The 19668-nt window shown below is 72.9% G+C and carries 18 protein-coding genes; 11 read left to right on the top strand and 7 right to left on the bottom strand.

What is annotated here, in order from left to right:
• Window positions 1-484: 484 nt before the first annotated feature.
• The gene (locus EIZ62_RS23920) at window positions 485-754 is read left to right on the top strand and encodes an SCO2195 family GlnR-regulated protein (protein WP_425281841.1); all 270 of its coding nucleotides are present in this window, start codon (window positions 485-487) and stop codon (window positions 752-754) included.
• Between the two features lie 10 nt (window positions 755-764).
• Window positions 765-1472, top strand: a complete 708-nt coding sequence (locus EIZ62_RS23915) for a DUF4191 domain-containing protein (RefSeq protein ID WP_156694747.1) — start codon at window positions 765-767, stop codon at window positions 1470-1472.
• A 106-nt stretch (window positions 1473-1578) separates the two neighbouring features.
• On the opposite strand, the gene EIZ62_RS23910 is transcribed toward EIZ62_RS23915, so the two are convergent.
• On the bottom strand, window positions 1579-2046 hold the full coding sequence (locus tag EIZ62_RS23910; protein ID WP_156694746.1) for an RDD family protein: 468 nt from the start codon (window positions 2044-2046) through the stop codon (window positions 1579-1581).
• A gap of 209 nt (window positions 2047-2255) precedes the next feature.
• Here EIZ62_RS23910 and glnA point away from each other — a divergent pair, with 209 nt between their 5' ends.
• On the top strand, window positions 2256-3665 hold the full coding sequence (gene glnA, locus EIZ62_RS23905) for a type I glutamate--ammonia ligase (RefSeq protein WP_156694745.1): 1410 nt from the start codon (window positions 2256-2258) through the stop codon (window positions 3663-3665).
• 759 nt (window positions 3666-4424) lie between these two features.
• Here the strand turns inward: glnA and EIZ62_RS23900 are convergent.
• Window positions 4425-4883, bottom strand: coding sequence for an ATP-binding protein (locus EIZ62_RS23900; protein WP_167536421.1), 459 nt, complete (start codon window positions 4881-4883; stop codon window positions 4425-4427).
• Between the two features lie 399 nt (window positions 4884-5282).
• Here EIZ62_RS23900 and EIZ62_RS23895 point away from each other — a divergent pair, with 399 nt between their 5' ends.
• Window positions 5283-8216, top strand: a complete 2934-nt coding sequence (locus EIZ62_RS23895; protein ID WP_167536420.1) for an ATP-binding protein — start codon at window positions 5283-5285, stop codon at window positions 8214-8216.
• A gap of 28 nt (window positions 8217-8244) precedes the next feature.
• On the opposite strand, the gene EIZ62_RS23890 is transcribed toward EIZ62_RS23895, so the two are convergent.
• Window positions 8245-8607 (bottom strand): ArsR/SmtB family transcription factor, encoded by a 363-nt coding sequence (locus tag EIZ62_RS23890; protein ID WP_425281885.1) that lies wholly within the window; start codon window positions 8605-8607, stop codon window positions 8245-8247.
• 21 nt (window positions 8608-8628) lie between these two features.
• The gene (locus EIZ62_RS23885) at window positions 8629-9528 is read right to left on the bottom strand and encodes an MBL fold metallo-hydrolase (RefSeq protein ID WP_167536419.1); all 900 of its coding nucleotides are present in this window, start codon (window positions 9526-9528) and stop codon (window positions 8629-8631) included.
• Between the two features lie 59 nt (window positions 9529-9587).
• On the opposite strand from EIZ62_RS23885, the gene EIZ62_RS23880 reads away from it, so the two are divergent.
• Both EIZ62_RS23880 and EIZ62_RS23875 read left to right on the top strand, forming a co-directional pair.
• Window positions 9588-10037, top strand: a complete 450-nt coding sequence (locus EIZ62_RS23880; RefSeq protein WP_244375941.1) for a winged helix-turn-helix transcriptional regulator — start codon at window positions 9588-9590, stop codon at window positions 10035-10037.
• Window positions 10018-11769 (top strand): alpha/beta fold hydrolase, encoded by a 1752-nt coding sequence (locus EIZ62_RS23875; protein WP_156694742.1) that lies wholly within the window; start codon window positions 10018-10020, stop codon window positions 11767-11769. The genes EIZ62_RS23880 and EIZ62_RS23875 overlap by 20 nt, the downstream gene beginning before the upstream one ends.
• A 199-nt stretch (window positions 11770-11968) precedes the next feature.
• On the opposite strand, the gene EIZ62_RS23870 is transcribed toward EIZ62_RS23875, so the two are convergent.
• A complete protein-coding gene (locus EIZ62_RS23870; protein ID WP_156694741.1) occupies window positions 11969-12244 on the bottom strand; it encodes a TIR domain-containing protein in 276 nt (91 codons plus the stop codon).
• 133 nt (window positions 12245-12377) lie between these two features.
• Between EIZ62_RS23870 and EIZ62_RS23865 the strand changes: the two genes are divergently transcribed.
• Window positions 12378-12740 carry an arsenate reductase family protein gene (locus tag EIZ62_RS23865; protein WP_156694740.1) on the top strand — a complete coding sequence of 121 codons (363 nt, stop codon included), beginning with the start codon at window positions 12378-12380 and terminating at the stop codon, window positions 12738-12740.
• 124 nt (window positions 12741-12864) lie between these two features.
• Complete coding sequence (locus EIZ62_RS23860; protein ID WP_156694739.1) at window positions 12865-13644, top strand: RlpA-like double-psi beta-barrel domain-containing protein; 780 nt, start codon at window positions 12865-12867, stop codon at window positions 13642-13644.
• A 36-nt stretch (window positions 13645-13680) separates the two neighbouring features.
• On the opposite strand, the gene EIZ62_RS23855 is transcribed toward EIZ62_RS23860, so the two are convergent.
• On the bottom strand, window positions 13681-14727 hold the full coding sequence (locus EIZ62_RS23855; RefSeq protein WP_156694738.1) for a Gfo/Idh/MocA family protein: 1047 nt from the start codon (window positions 14725-14727) through the stop codon (window positions 13681-13683).
• A gap of 113 nt (window positions 14728-14840) precedes the next feature.
• Between EIZ62_RS23855 and glnII the strand changes: the two genes are divergently transcribed.
• From glnII to EIZ62_RS23840, 3 genes are all read left to right on the top strand, one after another.
• On the top strand, window positions 14841-15935 hold the full coding sequence (gene glnII / locus EIZ62_RS23850) for a glutamine synthetase (RefSeq protein ID WP_244375939.1): 1095 nt from the start codon (window positions 14841-14843) through the stop codon (window positions 15933-15935).
• Between the two features lie 159 nt (window positions 15936-16094).
• Window positions 16095-17006, top strand: coding sequence for a DUF6891 domain-containing protein (locus EIZ62_RS23845; RefSeq protein ID WP_156694736.1), 912 nt, complete (start codon window positions 16095-16097; stop codon window positions 17004-17006).
• Window positions 17007-17315: 309 nt separating this feature from the next.
• Entirely contained in the window at window positions 17316-17954 is a 639-nt protein-coding gene (locus EIZ62_RS23840; RefSeq protein WP_156694735.1) for a winged helix-turn-helix domain-containing protein, read from the top strand.
• 177 nt (window positions 17955-18131) lie between these two features.
• Here EIZ62_RS23840 and EIZ62_RS23835 read toward each other — a convergent pair whose 3' ends face one another.
• Window positions 18132-19625 (bottom strand): PepSY-associated TM helix domain-containing protein, encoded by a 1494-nt coding sequence (locus EIZ62_RS23835; protein WP_156694734.1) that lies wholly within the window; start codon window positions 19623-19625, stop codon window positions 18132-18134.
• Between the last annotated feature and the right edge of the window lie 43 nt (window positions 19626-19668).

Here is a 19668-nt window from a genome sequence, read left to right as displayed (position 1 = left end):
GGCCGCAGCGGAGGCGAGGCGGAGCGCGACCAGCAGGCGCTGGGCGGCGCGGCCGAGCCGCAGGTGGGGGTCCCCCCTGCTCGAGCGAAGCCGAGAGCTTGGGGGAGGTTGCGGGTCCGCCCGAGGTACGAGGGCGGGCACGCGGCCGCAGCGGAGGCGAGGCGGAGCGCGACCAGCAGGCGCCGGGCGGCGCAGCCGAGCGGCCGCGTAGAGCGGCGACTGTGTGAATCGGCGCACAAGCTAAGAGTGGTCCATGACGCGGCCCGTGCGAGTTCCCCTGGTGGGGGGCGTGCGCGGGCCGCTTCGTGTGGCGGGGGCGTGGCACACGGTTTCACCGGCGTTTGACCCGTCGGTCACGCCCTGGTAACACCAGTCTGTGACGATGCTTGTACGCCCCGCGCACACGCCGCCGCGCGCGGAGCGCCGAGCACGCCCGAGCACGCCCCCCACTCCCGCAGAACCCGCTCCCAGGGAGGACCCTGATATGCAGTCCGCGACCCCTCAGGTACGCGAGGCACAGCAGGCGAGCCGGACACGGCCGATACGCGACGTCCACGAGGTCCGGGCCAACGCCTTCCCGACCGTGACCGACGCCCTGCGCGCCGTCGAGTCGCTGTTCCTGCGCGGTGGGCAGCGCACCGCCCGCCGCAACGCCTGGACGTCCGTCCTGGAGGACCGGCGCCGGGCCAGGGACCGGGTGGAGGCACAGCACGTACTGGAGGCCGTGGCGGGCCGCACTTCGCGGGCCACGTAAACTTCACAGCATGGCGAGGAAGGCAAAATCAGACAGCGGTGACACCGCTGCGAACCCCGGGCGACTGAAGCAGATCGCTCTGACGTACAAGATGACCCGAAAGGCCGATCCTAAGGTCGGTCTTGTCGTCGCGGGTGTGGGACTCGCCGTCTTCGGCGTCCTCCTCGCGATCGGCTTCCTGATCGGGCATCCCGTTTATCTGGGCATCCTGGGCTTCCTGCTGGCCTTCCTCGCGATGGCGATCGTCTTCGGGCGCCGCGCCGAGCGGGCGGCCTTCGGGCAGATGGAGGGCCAGCCGGGTGCGGCGGCCGCCGTCCTGCAGAACGTGGGCCGCGGCTGGACGACCACCCCCGCGGTGGCGATGAACCGCAACCAGGACGTGGTGCACCGGGCGGTCGGCAAGGCCGGCATCGTGCTGGTCGCCGAGGGCAACCCGAACCGGCTCAAGACGCTGCTGGCGGCCGAGAAGAAGCGCATGGGCCGCATCGTGGTGGACGTGCCGGTGCACGACATCATGGTCGGCAACGGCGAGGGCCAGGTGCCGCTGAAGAAGGTCCGTACGACCATGCTGAAGCTGCCGCGGGTGCTCTCCGGCCCCCAGGTGACGACCACCAACGACCGGCTGCGCGCCATGGGCGACCTGATGAGCAACATGCCGCTGCCGAAGGGCCCGATGCCCAAGGGCATGCGGATGCCGCGCGGCGGCAAGATGCGCTAGGCGGCGCACACGTACGAATACGAGGAGGGGCGCCCCGCCACGACGGCGGGGCGCCCCTCCTCGTATCGCATGGGGGCCGGACCGGATCAGGCCCGATCAAGCCCGATCAGGTGCGCACCTGCACGGCGCGCGCGAGCCGGTCGTGCAGCCCGCGGCCGTCGCGGTCCCAGATGAGCGCGGGGACGGCGAGGCACAGCAGCACGCTGCGGACGACGACGCGCCCGAAGCCCAGCCGCTCGCCGTCCACGGAGATCACCCGCAGCCCGAGCAGCCGCTTACCGGGCGTGCTGCCGATCGTGCCCACGGTGAGCACGCTGAGTAGGAACAGCACACCGACGGCCCAGTTGCCCGCAGCCGCCTGATCACCCCGCGCGATCAGGCCGTATGCGATCAGCATGCACAGCGTCCAGTCGATGAACAGGGCGCCGAAACGGCGTCCGAGGGGGGCGGCGGAACCGGGACCCTCCTGCGGCAGGCCGAGCCGTTCACCCCGGTAGCCGAAGTCGGCACCCATTTCCTCGGCGGCCGCGCGCGGCCCGGAGAGCCACGATCCGATTGCTTGCCTGTTGTCCACCCGACAACCGTACTGTGCCCGCTTTCGATCACTTCGACCCGGGTCTGCCGGGGCGCGCGGGGACGCGAGCCGGTTAACTTGGTCGAAACAAATGGGTCACGCTCGAGAAATCCCGCGTCCCTAGGGTCGGAACGAGCGTGTGCCACCGCACTGGCCGCACGACCGAGCTACAACCCCGCCCTCCCCCGGGTGGGAGTAGGAGGAGTTGGATGTTCCAGAACGCCGACGACGTCAAGAAGTACATCGCGGACAACGACGTCAAGATGATCGACGTCCGCTTCTGCGACCTTCCCGGCGTGATGCAGCACTTCACGATTCCGGCCACGGCGTTCGACCCGTCCGAGGAGCTGGCCTTCGACGGCTCGTCGATCCGCGGCTTCCAGGCGATCCACGAGTCCGACATGGCGCTGCGCGCGGACCTGTCGACGGCGCGCGTGGACCCCTTCCGCCGTGACAAGACGCTGAACATCAACTTCTTCATCCACGACCCGATCACGGGCGAGCAGTACAGCCGCGACCCGCGCAACATCGCCAAGAAGGCCGAGGCGTACCTGGCCTCCACCGGCATCGCGGACACGGCGTACTTCGGCCCCGAGGCGGAGTTCTACGTCTTCGACTCGGTGCGCTTCAACACCTCCGCGAACGAGGGCTTCTACCACATCGACTCCGAGGCCGGCGCCTGGAACACCGGCAAGGTCGAGGACAACCGCGGCTACAAGGTCCGCTACAAGGGCGGCTACTTCCCGGCCCCGCCGGTCGACCACTTCGCCGACCTGCGGTCGGAGATCTCCCTGGAGCTGGAGCGGGTCGGCCTGCAGGTCGAGCGCCAGCACCACGAGGTGGGCACCGCCGGCCAGGCCGAGATCAACTACAAGTTCAACACGCTGCTGGCCGCGGCCGACGACCTGATGCTCTTCAAGTACATCGTGAAGAACGTCGCCTGGCGCAACGGCAAGACCGCGACCTTCATGCCCAAGCCGATCTTCGGTGACAACGGCTCCGGCATGCACGTCCACCAGTCGCTGTGGCAGGGCGGTTCCCCGCTCTTCTACGACGAGCAGGGCTACGCGGGCCTGTCGGACACCGCCCGCTACTACATCGGCGGCATCCTCAAGCACGCCCCGTCGCTGCTGGCGTTCACCAACCCGACGGTGAACTCGTACCACCGCCTGGTGCCCGGCTTCGAGGCCCCGGTCAACCTGGTCTACTCGCAGCGCAACCGCTCCGCCGCGATGCGCATCCCGATCACGGGCTCGAACCCGAAGGCCAAGCGCGTCGAGTTCCGCGCCCCGGACCCGTCCTCGAACCCGTACCTGGCGTTCTCGGCGCTGCTCCTCGCGGGCCTCGACGGCGTCAAGAACAAGATCGAGCCGGCCGAGCCGATCGACAAGGACCTCTACGAGCTGGCCCCCGAGGAGCACGCGGGCGTCCCGCAGGTCCCGACCTCCCTCCCCGCGGTCCTGGACGCGCTGGAGGAGGACAACGAGTACCTGCAGGCCGGCGGCGTCTTCACGTCCGACCTGATCGAGACGTGGATCGACTACAAGCGCACCAACGAGATCGCCCCGATCCAGCTGCGCCCGCACCCGCACGAGTTCGAGCTGTACTTCGACCTCTAGGAGGCGGGGCTGGGCGACCTGGGCCGAAGCTTTGGAAACAGGCTGTGACCTGTGAAAACTCTTGCCAGAAGTTCTCACCGTCACCGCCTGCTTTCCGCCCCCTTGCGCACCGAGTGTGCACCGCCCGGCCAATCCTCTGGCTGTTGTCAGAACGCCGCGAGGGCCGCTACCCCATAGTCGGGGTGGCGGCCCTCGCCGGCTCGTGGTCCACACCCGGTTCACGAACCCCGGACGGGCGGCGGACGGGCGGGTACGTTGCCCTCATGGCGGACTTCCTGATCATGATCACGACCGTGGACAACCAGGACGCCGCGCGGAAGCTGTCGCGCTCGGCAGTGAGAGGCGAGTCTGGCCGCCTCCGGACAGGTGACCAGCCCCATCGAGACGACGCACCGGCACCTCGGCGAAGTCTCCCACCTGCATCTCCATGACCTTTACCGCTGGGAGGACGGTACCTACGTCTTCGAGGCAGAACTGATTGACTACATCGTCCAGCCCGTCAGCTCCCCGGAGACCCCCGGCCTGACCGAGGACCCTGGTCTGCCGAACTCCTGGTGGGCGACGCTGCGGGAGAGCCTGGACGAACTCAGCACCGCCGAGCCGCCCCGCGAGACCATCCGGCAGTCATGGGCGGACCGTGTGTTCCCCGAGTTCCTCGGCACCCCCGCGCCGGCCATCACCGAACGCATCACCGGCCACGCCGATCTCCAGTGGGCGAACCTCACCCACCACCCCCTCGTCATCCTGGACTGGGAGCGCTCAGGCGGACAGTTCGGCCCACACCAGCTGGCCGGTGTCCGTAGGCCGGGCGCCCCAGGCACAGCTCAGAGCGGCGACCAGTTGCAGGCCTCGGCCCGAGCAGCTCTCGCCCGGGTCAGGGCCCGGGCGCACGGGCGTAGCGGAACGGGGGTCGAAGCCCGGGCCGGTGTCCTCGACCTCCAGGCGCACCACCCGGCGGCCCGGCTCGGCTTCGCGCAGCGCCAGGGTCACCCGGGCGCTGGTGCCCGCGTGCTCCACCGCGTTGGTGGCCAGCTCGGTCGCGATCAGGGCGAGGTCGTCGTGGAGGCGGCGCAGTTGCCAGCGGTCCAGCAGGCCCGCGATCCACGTCCGCAGCGAGTGCGTGGCCCCGACGTCGGCGGCCAGCTCGCAGCAGTGCGTGCCCGGGGGCGTCCGGCGGGAGCAGGTACCGGGCGGGACGAGAGTGGCGGGGCGAGGCATGGGAACTCCTCGGATGGTGGGTGCGGCGTACGCCCGGGGAGGGGAGCACGCTCGGGAGCGCCGCCGGCGGAAGGGTGGCATGGGGGTGGTACCACCCCTCGCACCGGCCGGAAAGGAACCGGACGCGACCGCCGACGGCGGCATCCTCCCGGATGCCGGCCGCGTACGTCCGGATCGTCCGCCGTGGACCACAACGGTCGCGCCGGGCGCCGCGACACCACCACCACACCGCGTGGATCAGTAGGTATTCAATCCGGGTCCCTACCTAAGTCCGTCCCGGTCACCCCCTCCCCCGCACCGAGCGCGCCCGGGCCACGACGCGCCCGCGGGACTAAAATGGGGGCCACGCGCCGTGGTCCCCCGTCTTCCGGGGAGTGCGAACGGGCGCGGGGAGCGGCCATGGACGATGTCAGTCGGCAGGGGGCCGCCGCCGGGCTGCGGGGCTGCGCTTTCGCGGGCCGCGCCGAGGAGCTGCGGACGCTGCTCGCCGCCGTGTCCGACGCCCGCCCGGCGGTCGTCCGGATCGAGGGCGAGGCCGGCATCGGGAAGTCGCGGCTGGTCGCCGAGGCCTCGGCGGTGTGGGAGGCGCGAGGGCTCCGGGTCATGACGGGCGCCTGCCATCCGCTGCGCGAGCCGCTGGCGTACGGGCCGGTCATCGACGCGCTGCGCCGGGTGAAGCCATGGCTGCCGTCCACGGACCGGATGGGTGCGTCGGCGGGGGCGCTGGCACCTCTGCTGCCGGATCTGGCCGAGGCGCTGCCCGCGGAGCCGCCGCAGGTGCCGTCGGGTACCGGCGCGCCGGGCGCGGAGCGGTTCCGGGTGGTGTCGGGTGTGCGGACGCTGCTGGCGGCGGTAGGGCCCGCGGTGCTGGTGGTCGAGGACCTCCACTGGGCGGACGACGCGACCAGAGAGCTGGTGTTCCTGCTGGCCAGCGACATGCCCGCGGACACCGCGTTGGTGCTCACCTACCGTACGGAGGACCTGCCGGACCCGGGTCTGGTCCTGGGAACGGCGTTCCGGCGTCCCCTGGGCACGGGCGGGGCGGACATCGCCCTCGGGCCGCTGGGCGAGGCTGAGTTGCGGACGATGGCACGGGACATGCTCGCCGAGGAACCGGCGCCCGCCCTGGTGCGGGCGCTCCTGAGGCGCAGCGAGGGTCTGCCGCTGGTGATCGAGGAGGACCTGATCACCCTCGCGCGGTCGCGGGGAGCGTCAGGTGATCCGGCGGAGGCGGGCGGGCGGACCGGCGGCCCCGGCGGCGCCCGCGCCGGTTCGCCGGAGGCCGCGGCCATAGACGCGCTGGGGGTGCCGCGGAGTCTGAGCGAGGTGCTGGCCGGCCGGACCGGCCGGCTGGGACCGGACGCGTCGGCCCTGGTCGAGGCGGCGGCGGTGCTGGCCGTCCCGGCCGGGGAGACGCTGTTGGCCGAGACGGCCGGCCTGGACGCGGAGCGCGGTGGCGCGGCGCTGCTGGAGGCGCTGAGGGCGGCGGTCCTGCGCCAAGTGGGGCCGGACTCCTATGGATTCGCGCACGTGCTCGCGCAGCAGGCGGTGTACGACGGCCTGCCCGGGCCGGTGCGGTCGCGCGTCCACCGGCGGGTCCTGGCGGTGCTGGAGGCGCGGGATCCACCGCCCCTGGTGCAGATCGCCCACCACACCCGCGCGCTGGGAGACCGGGCGGCCTGGCTGACGCGGGCCCAGGCCGCCGCCGACCACGCCGCGGAGGTGGGCGACTACGGCACCGCCGCCGTCGTCCTGCGCGCCGTCCTCGACCAGCCCGACCTGACCCCGGACCAGCTCAGCCGCGCCGCCCGGGTCATGGCGGAGGCCGCCTCGTTCGGTTCCGAGCACACCACCACCGTCGCGGCCCTGCGCCGGATCCTGTCGCTGCCCCGGCTGCCCGCCCCCGTCCGGGGCGAGATCAGGATGTGCGTGGCGGCGCTGCTCATCTACCGCGCGGGCGACCAGGCGGGCGAGGAGGAGCTGGTGACCGCCCTGTCGGAGGTGGAGGGGACCAATCCGGCGCTCACCGCCAGGCTGCTGGGCTACCTCGGTCTGTCGCAGTCGGGCCGGTTCTCCCTCGCCGAACAGCGCGCCATGGTCGAGCGGGGCTTCCGCCTGTCGGAGTCCGGGCAGGACCCGCTCGCCCAGCTGATGCTGTACCTCGCCGACATCGTGCAGCGAGGCATCGCGGCCGACCCGGCCCTGCCCGAGCTGCTGGCGGCGCTGCCCCGGGAGGGCGATGTGCAGACGCTCCAGGGCGCGGCGCTCCTCCTCAGCGCCGGCACCGGCTGCGCGATGGGTGTCGGGCACGACCGGCGGGCGGCCGCGATCCTCGCCGAACTCCGTTATCTGGGGCCGCGCGTCCACCTGCCGATCCTGGATCTCTACGTCGACTACCACCAGCTGGAGCTCGACTGGCTGGCCGGTCGCTGGGACGAGGCCCAGCGGGGCGTGGCCACCTTCCGGGAACGGCACCCGGACACGCGGCTGGACTCGGGAGGGATGGCGGCCACCATCCGGGGACTCGTCGCGGCCGCCCGCGGCCGACGCGCGCAGGCCGCCGCCGCGTTCGACCGGGTCCTCGCCCGTGAGGGCCTGCACGTCTTCTCCGTCGCCGCCGCCGCGGGCACGGCGCGCCTGCACCTCGGGGACGGTGAACCCGAGGCCGCCTGGCGGGCCCTCACCGACCCTCACGACTTCCTCGCCTTCCTCGCCGCCAAGGAAGCCTGGGGTTACGCCCGGGATCTGGTACCGGTCGCCGTCGAGACCCTTCTGGCCCTGCACCGGACCGGTGAGGCCGGGGCGCTGGCGGAACGCCACGCCGCCGAGACCGGCACCCGCGACGCGCCCGGCGCCGTCGCCGAACAGCACCTGTGCCGGGGCCTCCTGCTGGGCGCGGAGGACGCGGACGGGGCGAGGGACGCCTTCGACCGGGCGGCGGAGGCATGGCGGCGCATGGGCCGCCCCTACCACGCCGCCCTCGCCGAGGAACGCGCCGCCGGTACTCGTACCGACCCTGAGGACGTCGCCGCCCGGCTGGCCGCGCCGCTCGCCGCGTTCGACGCGCTGGGCGCCACGTCGGATGCCGCGCGCTGCCACAGCCTGCTGCGCCGACTCGGCCGGGAACACCCCAATCCGCACGGCCGCGCCGGCTACGGCGACCGGCTCTCCCCCCGCGAGCGGCAGATCCGCGACCTGCTCGCCTCCGGCGCCAGGAACAAGGACATCGCCGCCGCCCTGTTCCTCTCCCCGCGCACCGTCGAGAACCATGTCGCCCGGGTCCTGGCCAAACTCCACACCACCCGCGCCGACCTCGCGCGCCTGCCCGACTGAACCCGCCACGGCACCTGCGGGGGCCGCCTTACGGCGTGGGGGCCCCGCCGAGACGGAGTTCCTGACCCTCCGCGGCGGTGAGGACGCTGTCCAGGAGACCGGGCAAGAGGGCGTCCAGATCGTCCCGGCGCAGGGCGTTGAGCTTGGCGGTGCCCCGGTAGATCTGCTGGTTGACGCCGTTCTCGCGCAGCACCCGGAAGTGGTGCGTGGTCGTGGACTTGGTCACCGGGAGATCGAAGGTGGAACAGCTCAGCTCCCCCTGCTCCCGGGCCATGTCGCGCACGATCCGCAGCCGCACGGCGTCCGACAGGTCACCAGACGAGGCCGCCCAGCGGGTCGCGGAACTACTCGGAGAAGGACCCCGTCTGACGTGAGGCGGCGACCAGCGCAGCAGCCTTTCTGAAACGATCAGTCAGGGCCCCTTTGATGCCCCTGAGCGAACGCCCGGGAGCGGCCCGGACCCCGCGCCGGGTGTGAGGCGGGCGAACTCCCACGGGTCGTGCGCGCTGAAGACGGTGACCTCGTCCGCGTGGTCGCGGCGGAGGGCGCGCAGCCGGTCGCGGGTGGCGACGCGCGCCGCGGCCTCGGTCTGCGCCCCTTGCTGGACCGGGTCGAAAACGGGGTGGGAGAGGGGCGGGGTGTGCTCGATCTCGCCGTGGTACATGTACGCGTCGCCCGCGTGCAGCAGCCACCGCCCGTCGCCGTCCCGTACCGCGACGCCCGCGTGCCCCGCCGAGTGGCCGGGCAACGGCACCAGCAGCAGGTCGCACCCGAGCCCCGCCGGGCGGGCTACGCCGCGGAAGCCGAACCACTCCGCGTCCGGGTCCACGGCGGCGGGGGTGAGCACGGGAGAGTGCGCCCGGTGGGCCGGCATGAAACGGTCGAGGCTGTGCCGGTGGTGCGGCGCCGCAGCATCGGTGACGGCCCGGTACTCGTCGGGATGGACGTGCACGCGCGCGTGCGGGAAGTCCGGCAGCCCGCCCGTGTGGTCCCGGTGCAGGTGGGTCAGCACGATGTGCCGTACGTCCCGCGGCGCGTACCCGAGGCGTACGACCTGGCGCAGCGCGCTCTCCTCCGGGTCCAGCAGGGGCTGGGCGTAGGCCACCCAGTCGGCCCCCAGCGACCGGTCGGAGTGCCGTACGTCGGCGGTGCCGAGCCCGGTGTCGACCAGGACCAGCCCGTCCGCGTCCGTCTCGATGAGCAGGCAGTGGCAGACGGCTGCCGGTTCGTGGTGCGCGGCGCCTGCCGCCCGCTCGTCGCCGAGCGGCGGAATCTCGCGCAGCGAACCGCAGTTGAGGTGATGGATACGCACACGTCTCCTCGGATACGCGGGGGTGAACCGTTTCCCGACGGACGGTAGGAGGGCCCTTCGTGACTCACCAAACGGTTGGACACGCACACACACGCACACCTGCGCAGGCGGCAGGGCGGGGCGGCCCGCTGGGAGACTGCCCGGCCGACGCCCTCGTCCCACCGGGCGACGAACCGTGGTGTCCCGTCGACATCACCCTCGCCGCGCTGGGCGGCCGGTGGACGCCGCTGGTGGTCCGCGAGTTCCTGCGCCGCGGCGAGGCCACGTACTCCGAACTGTCCGCCGCCCTGCCCTCCCTTTCGGACAAGGTCCTCTCGGACCGCTTGGCCCACCTGACCCGGGCGGGCGTCGTCGAGCGCCACCGCACCCCCGGCTGGCCTCCCCGCGTCCGCTACGTCCTCACCGTCCAGGGCCGTGCCCTGGAGCCGGTGGTGCGCAGTATGTGGGAGTGGGGCACGGCGCGGCGGGGGCATGGTCTAGAAAAGGATCATGGACACGGTGATGAGTGACGGGGAGCGGATCCACTGCGTGGTGCGGGATCCGGGCGGGACGGCCGATCAGACCGGTGCGGCCGGTGTGACCGGTGTGACCGGTGTGACCGTGGTGGTGCTGCACGGGGCGGGGAACGGCAGTGCCGGGCTCCTGGTGCCGGTGCTGGACGAATTCGCCGCACGGGGCTGCCGGGTGGTGGCGCCGGACTTCTCCGGGCACGGGCGCAGCAGCGGTGATCCGGACGGGCTGAGCCTGGAGCGGCGCTTCGTCCAGGCCCGTGCGGTGATCGACCGGATCGTGCCGGACGGCGACGACCTGGTGCTGGTGGGCTTCAGCATGAGTGGCCAGACCGTCGCCGACCTGGTCGGGCACTACGGCGGGCGGGTGCGGGCGATCGGGCTGTGCGCGCCGGCCGTGTATGCGCGGGAGGCGTGGCGGGTTCCGTTCGGGCACGGCTTCACCGAGATCATCCGGCGGGAGGGCGGCTGGCGCGACACGACGGCCCTGGACACGCTGCGCGGGTACGAGGGTACGGCGGTGCTGGCCGTGCCCGGCACCGACGACGTGATCCCGCCGGACGTCACCGGGGCCGTCGAGGACGCGCTCACCGCCCGGTCCCGCTACCGGCGGCTGGACGTGCCGGGGGCGGGGCACCGGCTGGGGGTCTGGTTCGTGACGGCGGCCGAGGACCGGCGCCGGTTCGCCGACGCGGTGCTGGCCCCGCCGGGGACGCCGGCCTGGGTGGAGAAGGCGCTGCCCGGCGGCGAGCGGGTGGTGTCCGAGCGGTGGCTGACCGGGGGCTGGACGTCGCAGATGCGGCTGCTGCGGACGGAAGGGCCCGCACTGGAAGCGGGACCGGGGCCCGGACGGGAAGCGGGACCCGTACCGGGGCGAGAAGTGGGACCGGGGCCCGGACGGGAAGCGGGACCGGGGCCCGGCGGTGGCCGGGACGTCGTCCTGCGGTCGTTCGTCAAGCCATTCTACCGGAGGCACGCGCCGGGGCTGCTGGCCCGGGAGGCGGACGTCCTCGCCCTGCTGGCCGGGACCGGGATCCCGGCACCGGAGTGCCTGGCCGTCGACGCCACCGGCGAGTTCTGCGACGCGCCCTCGCTGCTGATGACCCGGCTGCCCGGCGCCGTACGGGTCGACGAGGCGGGCCTGGACGCCCGTGCCGGACTGCTGGCGCGGCAGCTGGTGCGCATCCACGCCGTGAGCGTCACCGAGGGCACGCGCCCGCGCCCCTACCAGGCGTGGACGTCGCCGGAGCGGGTCAGGGTGCCCGCGGGCACCTCCCGGCCGCGGGTGTGGGCGCGGGCGGTGGAGGTGATCGGCCGGGAGGCACCGGCGTACGAAGGGGTCTTCCTGCACCGGGACTTCCACCCGGGCAACGTCCTGTTCTCGGGCGCCGGGGCGGACCTGCGGCTCAGCGGTGTCGTCGACTGGGTGGAGACCTCCTGGGGGCCGGCCGACCTCGACGTGGCGCACTGCTCGACGGCGCTGGCCCTGCTCCACGGGGTGGAACACGGGCTCGCGTTCGCCGGGCGGTACGCCGCGCACGGCGGTGTGCTGTCCCGGGACCCGGAGGCCCGGCTGTACTGGCGGCTCCTGGACGCCCTGGCGTTCGCCCCGGACGCGGAGAAGGTCGCACGTCCCTGGCGCGAGCTGGGCCGCACGGACCTGACACCCCAGCTGCTGGCGGCACGTCTGGAGACGTACGTGGCCGAGCTGCTGGAGGGGGCCGGGGGGTGACCGCGCCGACCCGGGCGGCGCCCGACCGCCCCGGTCGGCTCCGTGCCCGCCGGCCGCCGTGGCGGGGCGGCGGGCACGGGGCGGGGCGGTCGCCCGCCGTGCCGTCGGCGACCGCTAGGTCGTGTCCGTGAAGTCTCGCCTGGCCCGTGGCCCCCGCCCTCCGGGCGGACGCCGATACTTTCCGGACACTCCCTAGCCGTCAGCGGCTGCTGTGGATCAGCGCCCGGACCATCCGGCACGTGATCTCCGACGGCGGGTGGATACCGATGCGCTCCGCCGTGCTCCGTATCGTCTCGTTGTCCGCCTTGGACGGGTGGTACACGCCCGAGTCGAGCAGGGCGATGGCCAGCCGCATGGCCTTCAGGCGGCGGTTGTGCGTCACGTACCACTCGCGGGGCCGGCCCGCCGGAAGTGGCTTCTTCTGCAACGGTTCGAAGGGTTCGAGGGGCAGTGTGGAGAGTGCGGCAACGGCCATCGGCGACCTCCTGGTACGCGGTGTGGGGACCCTCCCCCGGGCCCTCACCAACTCCTTCGATTTTACTGCCCCCCACTGACAATCGGCCCTGGCCAGCACCGCTTTGCGCGAGGGCGGGGGTACGGTGACGGGCATGGAGATCTGGATCAATCCCGCGTGTTCCAAGTGCCGTGGCGCACTGCGGCTGCTCGATGAGGAGGGCGCGGACTACACCGTCCGCCGCTACCTGGAGGACGTGCCGTCCGCGGACGAGATCCGGGACGTACTGAACCGTCTCGGGCTCGAACCGTGGGACATCACCCGCACCCAGGAGCCCGCCGCCAAGGAGCTCGGGCTGAAGGACTGGCCGCGCGAGGCCGGTTCGCGCGAGCGGTGGATCGCGGCCCTCTCGGAGCACCCGAAGCTCATCCAGCGCCCCATCATCACCGCCGACGACGGCACGGCGGTCGTGGGCCGGACGGACGACGCGGTGCGGGACGCTCTCAGCCGGTCGTGACACAAGAAGTCGGCTGAGGCGTTGGGGAGTTGAGTAAATTCCCGGGGCTACTCGTACGTAGGGGTACACACGGAACCGATCCGGCCGTCACTCCCCCGAACGGCCGGGGACAGGGAGCCCCTACGTGTCACGCAAGAAAACGCTCAGCGGGAAGAAGAAGCTCGCCCTGCTCATCGGCGCGGCCGCCATGGTCGGCGGTACGGCGATCGTGATGACCGGGACGAGCCAGGCGTCGGTGGCCTGCGACGGCTTCGCCACGGCGCTGGGCAACAACGAGAAGTTCATCGCCGGCCAGCGGGCCAACCCGGACGCCCAGTCGGAGGCCCGGATCGCGAACCGTCAGGCGGTCATCGAGCAGATCAAGCGCCAGCAGGAGGCCGCCGGGTGCGAGGTGGGCCAGGGCGGCGCCGAGGCGGGTGCCCAAGGTGGTGCCCAGGCCGGCGACCAGGCGGCCGGGAACGCGGGCGCGGGCCAGGACGCCGGCCAGGGCGCCGGGCAGGACAACGGCCAGGGCCAGGGCAACGCGCAGGGTCAGAACAATGGTCAGGGACAGGGAGCCGGACAGGGCAACGCTGATGGCGCGGGTAATGGTCAGGGCCAGGGCAACGGCAATGGCGCTGGTAATGGCGATGACCAGCAGGGCGGCGGGGCGGCCGGTGAGGTCGTCTGCGCCGGCTCGACCGTGACCCTCTCCGGCGAGGGCGGCGCCCCGGCCGCCTCCAGCAACCAGTTCCCGGTGGGAACGCAGCTCAAGGTGACCAACCTCGACAACAACAAGTCCACGACCGTCGAGGTCACCTCCACCTCCGGAAGCTGCGCCCTGCTCAACAACGCGGCGTTCGAGCAGGTCCGCGAGCCCGGCAAGTTCCTGATCCGCAAGGCCCGTATCGAGCGCGTCGGCTGACGGGCGCGGACGGACACCCAGGACAGGGGGCGCGGTTCAGTCGGCGAGCCGCGCCCCCGCCCACGCCTGCACCCCCGCCGACGCTTCCCCTCGCGCCCCTGCCCCCGCCTCCACCGACGCTTCCGCCTCCGCTTCCGCTTCCGCTTCCGCTTCCGCCAGGATCTCCGTCAGGCGCAGCCCGAACCGTGCGTCACAGGCGTGCGCCTCCCCGCCGCGTACCGCGCCGAGCAGGGCGTCGACGGCCCTCGTGAACGAACCGACCGCGTCCCCCCACGCCGGCATCACGGCCCGCCCGTGGTCGCCGAACAGCGTGACGCCCGCATCGGAGGCGCGTACCGGGGCGCTCAGGCTCAGCGTCAGGGTGCTGGCCGCGCCCGAGGCGTGCCGCAGCACCAGGTGCCGGGCGTCTCCGGGGCCCGTGACCGCCGAGGCGATCCGGGTCACGTCCCCGAGCACGGGCAGCAGTACCGACAGCACGTGCGGGCCCACGTCCCACAGGCCGCCCTTCTCCCGGCGCCAGGGCGACGCGGCGTACGCGCTCGTCGAACCGGGCGAGAACAACGCGCCCAGCCAGTGCGCCTGGGCGTGGTACCAGCCGCCGAGCACCGCCTGTTCCTCGACCCACGGGGCGGTGTCGGCGGCGAACCGGAGCGTGCAGAAGACCACGGACGCGACCCCCGCCTTGTCCGCGGCCTCGGCCACCTCCCGGGCGCCCGCCACGCTCGTCGCGACCGGCTTGTCGAGCAGCAGGTGGCAGCCCGCCGCCGCGGCCCGTGCGGCGAGCGGGGCCTGCACGTCCGGCGGCAGGGCGAACGCGACCGCGTCGCTCGCCGCCAGCAGCGCGTCGACGTCGTCGTACGCCCGCGTGCCGTGGGCGGCGGCGAGGGCGGCGGCCGCCTCGGGGCGCCTGCCCCACACCCCGCTGAAGGTGACGCCCGGGTGCGCGGCGAGCGCCGGGGCGTGGGTGCGGTCGGCCCAGGGACCGGTGCCGAGGAGTCCGATGCGGGGCTTGCTGTCCGTGCGGGGCTTGCTGTCCGTGCGGGGCTTGCTGTCCGTGCGGGGCGTGCGGGGCGTGCTGTCCATGCCCGCCAGTCTGCCCGCTGTACGAAGATCACACCGCACGAGTGTCGTGTGTCGCGTCCGTCACAATAGGCACCCGAGTAACACGGGGTTCACAAACGGGCAACGGACGGGAAATGCCCCATTGCCATGCTGCGCGGCATACCGCTGCACCCGCACAGGATGAGGCCCCCGTGACCACCATCAAGGCTGAGTACATCTGGATCGACGGCACCGAGCCGACCGCCAAGCTCCGCTCGAAGACGAAGATCCTGGTCGGCGCGGCCGCCACCGGGGTTGCCGACCTTCCCATCTGGGGCTTCGACGGGTCCAGCACCAACCAGGCCGAGGGCCACGCCTCCGACCGCGTGCTCAAGCCGGTCTACGTCTGCCCCGACCCGATCCGCGGTGGCGACGACATCCTCGTCCTGTGCGAGGTCCTGAACACGGACATGACGCCGCACGTGTCCAACACGCGCGCCGCGCTGGCCGAGGTCTCGGAGCGGTTCGCCGCGCAGGAGCCGATCTTCGGCATCGAGCAGGAGTACACCTTCTTCAAGGGCGCCCGTCCGCTCGGCTTCCCCGAGGGCGGCTTCCCGGCCGCGCAGGGCGGCTACTACTGCGGTGTCGGCTCCGACGAGATCTTCGGCCGTGACGTGGTCGAGGCGCACCTGGAGAACTGCCTCAAGGCCGGCCTCGGCATCTCGGGCATCAACGCCGAGGTCATGCCCGGCCAGTGGGAGTTCCAGGTCGGCCCGCTGGCGCCGCTGGAGGTCTCGGACCAGCTGTGGATCGCCCGCTGGCTGCTCTACCGCACGGCCGAGGACTTCGACATCTCCGCCACCCTCGACCCCAAGCCGGTCAAGGGCGACTGGAACGGCGCCGGCGCGCACACCAACTTCTCCACCAAGGCGATGCGCGAGGGCTACGACGCGATCATCACCGCCTGCGAGTCGCTGGGCGAGGGCTCCAAGCCGATGGACCACGTGAAGAACTACGGCGCCGGCATCGACGACCGTCTGACGGGTCTGCACGAGACCGCGCCCTGGAACGAGTACAGCTACGGCGTCTCGGACCGCGGTGCCTCGGTCCGCATCCCGTGGCAGGTCGAGAAGGACGGCAAGGGCTACATCGAGGACCGCCGCCCCAACGCCAACGTCGACCCGTACACGGTGACCCGCCTGCTGGTGGACACCTGCTGCGCCGCTCTGGAGAAGGCCGGCCAGGTCTGACCGCACGGCCGCACGACCGCCGCACGTCCGATCGCGCGGCCGCACACCACTGCACGTCCGGCAGGGCGCTCACCGTTCGCGGTGGGCGCCCTGCCGCGTGTCCGCCGGGGGCCGGTCGCCGGACGGCCCGTTGTCAGTGGTGTCTGCGAGGGTGGATCCATGCTCGCGATCAGGGTGAAGACGGAGAAGTACGGCGACGAGTGCGCCCGCGTCACGGCGGAGCGGCTCGGGGAGCTCGTGCGGCGCATCGGCACGGACGGGGACCGCTTCCTGGTCGTCGAGCGGATACCGGACGTGCCGGACGTGTTCGTCCAGGTGTGGCACGAGGACGGGGGCGGCTACCAGCTGGAGCACCGGGACGGGGCGCCCGAGCGGCACTTCACGGTGGAGTGCGCCGACGCCGGGCGGGTCGCCGAGGTCATGGTGCGGTGGGCCCGGCAGGAGAGCGGCTGGGACACCGGACTGGCCTGGCGGGCCCTGGAGTTGCCGGTGCCCGAGCCGGTGCCGGACCTGCCTCCGGAGGTCCGTACGGAGGTGGAGGAGTACGTCCGGGGGCTGCTCGTGTGCGGGTACGACTCGCGGGCGCGGCTCGCCGAGGCGGCCGAGGAGTGGCTGGTCAGCGGTGAGGACCGGCCCGTGTCGCCGGCGCAGGCGCGGCAGCTCGTGGACCGGCTGTGGCGGGAGCGGCTGGAGGAGCAGGCCGGGTGGGAGGGGACGACGGACCCGGAGCGCATATCGCGGGCGTTCGCGGCGCTCGACGCGCGCGGCATCGTGGCCCGGGAGCACTTCACCTGCTGCCGCACCTGCGGGACGGCGGAGATCGGCGCGGAGGCGGACGACGACGCGCGCGGGTTCGTCTACTTCCACAGCCAGTGCACGCAGGGCGCCGCGGCCGGGCAGGGGTTGTTCCTGTTGTACGGCGGGTTCGACGGCTCCGCCGGGACGACGGCCGCGGTCGGGCGCGAGGTCGTCGCGGCGCTCGGGGACGAGGGGCTGACGGTGGACTGGGACGGTTCCCCGGAGCGGGCCGTCGTCGTGACCGGTCTGGACTGGCGCAAGCGGCTGCCATGAGGCGGAGCGCGGGAGGGGCGGGAGCGGGCGGGATGTTACGGGGAAGGCGGGGTACGCCGGGGTGGCATCTGGTTGAATGGGGGCATGGCCAGCCTTCAGGACACCGCGACGGGTCGCAGCGACCTCCAGCCGTTCTGGCCGTCCCGTCAGCACCACGACTTCGACCGGGTGTGTTGCCGCGCGATGAACGCGCCGGCCCTCTAAAGCCTTTCGGCAGACCTGGTTCTCCCTGTCGGATCCGACAGGCCTTCGGCCGCCGCGCACGACGTACCTGCCGTCCGTCCCTTCGCGCGAAAGAGCTGACCTCCCATGGCGAACAGCCGTCCCCTCTCCGTCCTTTCCTCCGCTCCCGTGTCTCCCGTCTCGCCCGTGTCGTCCTCCGCCACGTCCTCCTCGGCCGTGTCGCCCTCGTCCCACGCGACGGGGTCCGCCCCGGCCCGGCACCACCTCCGGGCCGTCGGCGCCCTCGACGAGGCGGCCGTCCGTCTTCCGGGTGGCGTCGACGTCGCCGAGTTCCTGCCGCCCGGGGCGACCTGGGTGCCCGCGCCGCCGCACACCGTCCCGTCGCTGCCGGGGCAGCCGCCGATGATCGGGTACCTGGTGCTGGTACCGGCGGAGCAGCAGCCCGTACCCGGACCGGCCGCCGCAGCGGACGGCGCCCCGGACGGCGGGCCGGTCACCATCGACGGTGCCCGGCGCGTCGCCCGGGTCGACGGGAGGGAACTGGACCTGACGTACCTGGAGTTCGAGCTGCTGACGCACCTGGTGGCCCACCCCCACCGGGTGCACACCCGCGACCACCTGGTGACGACCGTGTGGGGGTACGGCCACGTGGGCGACGGGCGGACCGTCGACGTCCATGTCGCCCGGCTGCGGCGCAAGCTGGGCGCCGAGCACCGCCGCACGATCCGGACCGTGCGGCGGGTCGGCTACACCTACGCGCCCTGACGGCTAGGGAGTGTCCGGAAAGTATCGGCGTCCGCCCGGAGGGCGGGGGCCGTGGCGTCCGGTGCGTGCTGTCGCAAGGCGGAGGAGGGAGACATGGCGGAGCCATGGCGACCGACGACAACGCGGCGACAGTGCGTGCAGGGCGTCACGGGCCAGGCGAGACTTGACGGACACGACCTACGGCGTGTTGGCACGGGTCCGGGTCCGGGCCCGTACCCGTGCCCGCAGGCCCAGGGCCGCGTCGACGACCAGGAACGCCAGCAGGCTGAGGCCGAGCATGGGCACGAACCAGCCCACCAGCGCGGTCGCGGCGGCCAGCGGCAGGAGCGTGGTGACGGGCAGCTTGCGCCAGGCGCCGCGCGGCACGGGCCGGCCGGCGCTCAGCTTCCGCTCCTTCGTCGGCCGGCGCAGCCACCACATCCGGTAGCCCCAGACGACGAGGAGGATCAGGGCGACCATGAGGGCGGCGAGCGCGAGCTGGTTGGCGAGCCCGAAGAGGACGCCCATGTGGCCGTCGATGCCGTAGCGGGTCAGCTTGGCGAGTACGGGGTAGTCCGCGAACCGGAGTTCGTCGATGACGGTTCCGTCGGCGGGGTCGACCGCGACCGAGTCCAGGTGCACCGGGAACTGGGTGTCGGTCTCCTTGACGACGTACCCGTTGCCCTCGGTGGGGAGGGTCACGGCGATCTTGCCGCTCACCCCGGCGTCGTGGGCGGCCTGGACCGCCCGGTCGATACCGACGTCCGGGCCCTGGGCGGCGGGTGCGGTGCCGTGGCCGGAGCCGTGGCCCTCGTGCCCGGTGTCCCCGCCGGCCGCGGCACCGTCGAGGGTGGCGGACACGGCCGGGGTGGAGCCGCCGAGCTGCGTCTGCACGGCGTCGATGTTCTCGCCCGCGTACCGGGACCAGGTCAGACCGGTGGCGGAGAGGATGACGAGTCCCGTCACCGCCCACAGGCCGACCGAACCGTGCCAGGAGAGGGTGCGGCGGCGGGACTTGGGGCCGCGCTCGGGGAGGACGAGGGCGCGCTTGGCGGTGCGCCGGCGGCCGATCCAGAGTGCCAGGCCGCCGAGGGCGACGACCCACATCCAGCTCGCGGCCATCTCGCTGTAGTTGCGGCCGGTCTCGCCGAGCTGGAGGTCGGCGTGGAACTCGGAGATCCAGGCGCGCAGCGGGAGGGCGCCCGAGCTGCCGTAGCTGGGCAGGTCCCCGCGTACCTCGGCGGTGTACGGGTCGACGAAGACGGCGAGCGACTTGCCCTCCTCGACCGACGGGTCGGTCATGAGGACGCGGGTGGTGGCGCCGTCCTCCGGGGAGGGCCAGACGGCGGTCACGGTGCCGTCCGGGTGGGCCTCGCGGGCCGCGGCCACCTGCTCGGCCAGCGGGAGGACCCGCTCGCCGACCGGGACCCGCAGCTCGTGGCTGTAGACGATCTTCTCCGCCTGGAACGAGAGGGCGTACAGCAGCCCGCTGATGGCGGCGATCAGGAGGAGCGGGGCTATCAGGAGACCCGCGTAGAAGTGGATGCGCAGGAGGAGGGGGCGCAGGGCGCCCCAGGTCGATTTCGTCCCGCCGGCGGCGGGGGCGGATTCGGCGGCTTCGGTGCCGGGTTCGGTGCTGGGTTCGGCGGCGGGGTCCGCCGGTACGGCCGTCGTACGGTCGTCAATGGCCATGACTGTCCTAGGAGTCGGCGCTGATGCGTGTCTGAAGGGGCGG

It is taken from the genome of Streptomyces ficellus (assembly GCF_009739905.1).
Classification (GTDB): Bacteria; Actinomycetota; Actinomycetes; order Streptomycetales; family Streptomycetaceae; genus Streptomyces; species Streptomyces ficellus_A.
Note: the sequence above shows the minus strand (reverse complement) of the source record. Positions and strands in the feature narration are given on the sequence as shown.

Coding starts and splice junctions, on each gene's coding strand:
- EIZ62_RS23920 (WP_425281841.1), top strand. CDS start 485: ATGCAGTCCGCGACCCCTCAGGTACGCGAGGCACAGCAGGCGAGCCGG.
- EIZ62_RS23915 (WP_156694747.1), top strand. CDS start 765: ATGGCGAGGAAGGCAAAATCAGACAGCGGTGACACCGCTGCGAACCCC.
- glnA (WP_156694745.1), top strand. CDS start 2,256: ATGTTCCAGAACGCCGACGACGTCAAGAAGTACATCGCGGACAACGAC.
- EIZ62_RS23900 (WP_167536421.1), bottom strand. CDS start 4,883: ATGCCTCGCCCCGCCACTCTCGTCCCGCCCGGTACCTGCTCCCGCCGG.
- EIZ62_RS23895 (WP_167536420.1), top strand. CDS start 5,283: ATGGACGATGTCAGTCGGCAGGGGGCCGCCGCCGGGCTGCGGGGCTGC.
- EIZ62_RS23875 (WP_156694742.1), top strand. CDS start 10,018: ATGGACACGGTGATGAGTGACGGGGAGCGGATCCACTGCGTGGTGCGG.
- EIZ62_RS23870 (WP_156694741.1), bottom strand. CDS start 12,244: ATGGCCGTTGCCGCACTCTCCACACTGCCCCTCGAACCCTTCGAACCG.
- EIZ62_RS23865 (WP_156694740.1), top strand. CDS start 12,378: ATGGAGATCTGGATCAATCCCGCGTGTTCCAAGTGCCGTGGCGCACTG.
- EIZ62_RS23855 (WP_156694738.1), bottom strand. CDS start 14,727: ATGGACAGCACGCCCCGCACGCCCCGCACGGACAGCAAGCCCCGCACG.
- glnII (WP_244375939.1), top strand. CDS start 14,841: ATGCCCCATTGCCATGCTGCGCGGCATACCGCTGCACCCGCACAGGAT.
- EIZ62_RS23845 (WP_156694736.1), top strand. CDS start 16,095: ATGCTCGCGATCAGGGTGAAGACGGAGAAGTACGGCGACGAGTGCGCC.
- EIZ62_RS23840 (WP_156694735.1), top strand. CDS start 17,316: ATGGCGAACAGCCGTCCCCTCTCCGTCCTTTCCTCCGCTCCCGTGTCT.
- EIZ62_RS23835 (WP_156694734.1), bottom strand. CDS start 19,625: ATGGCCATTGACGACCGTACGACGGCCGTACCGGCGGACCCCGCCGCC.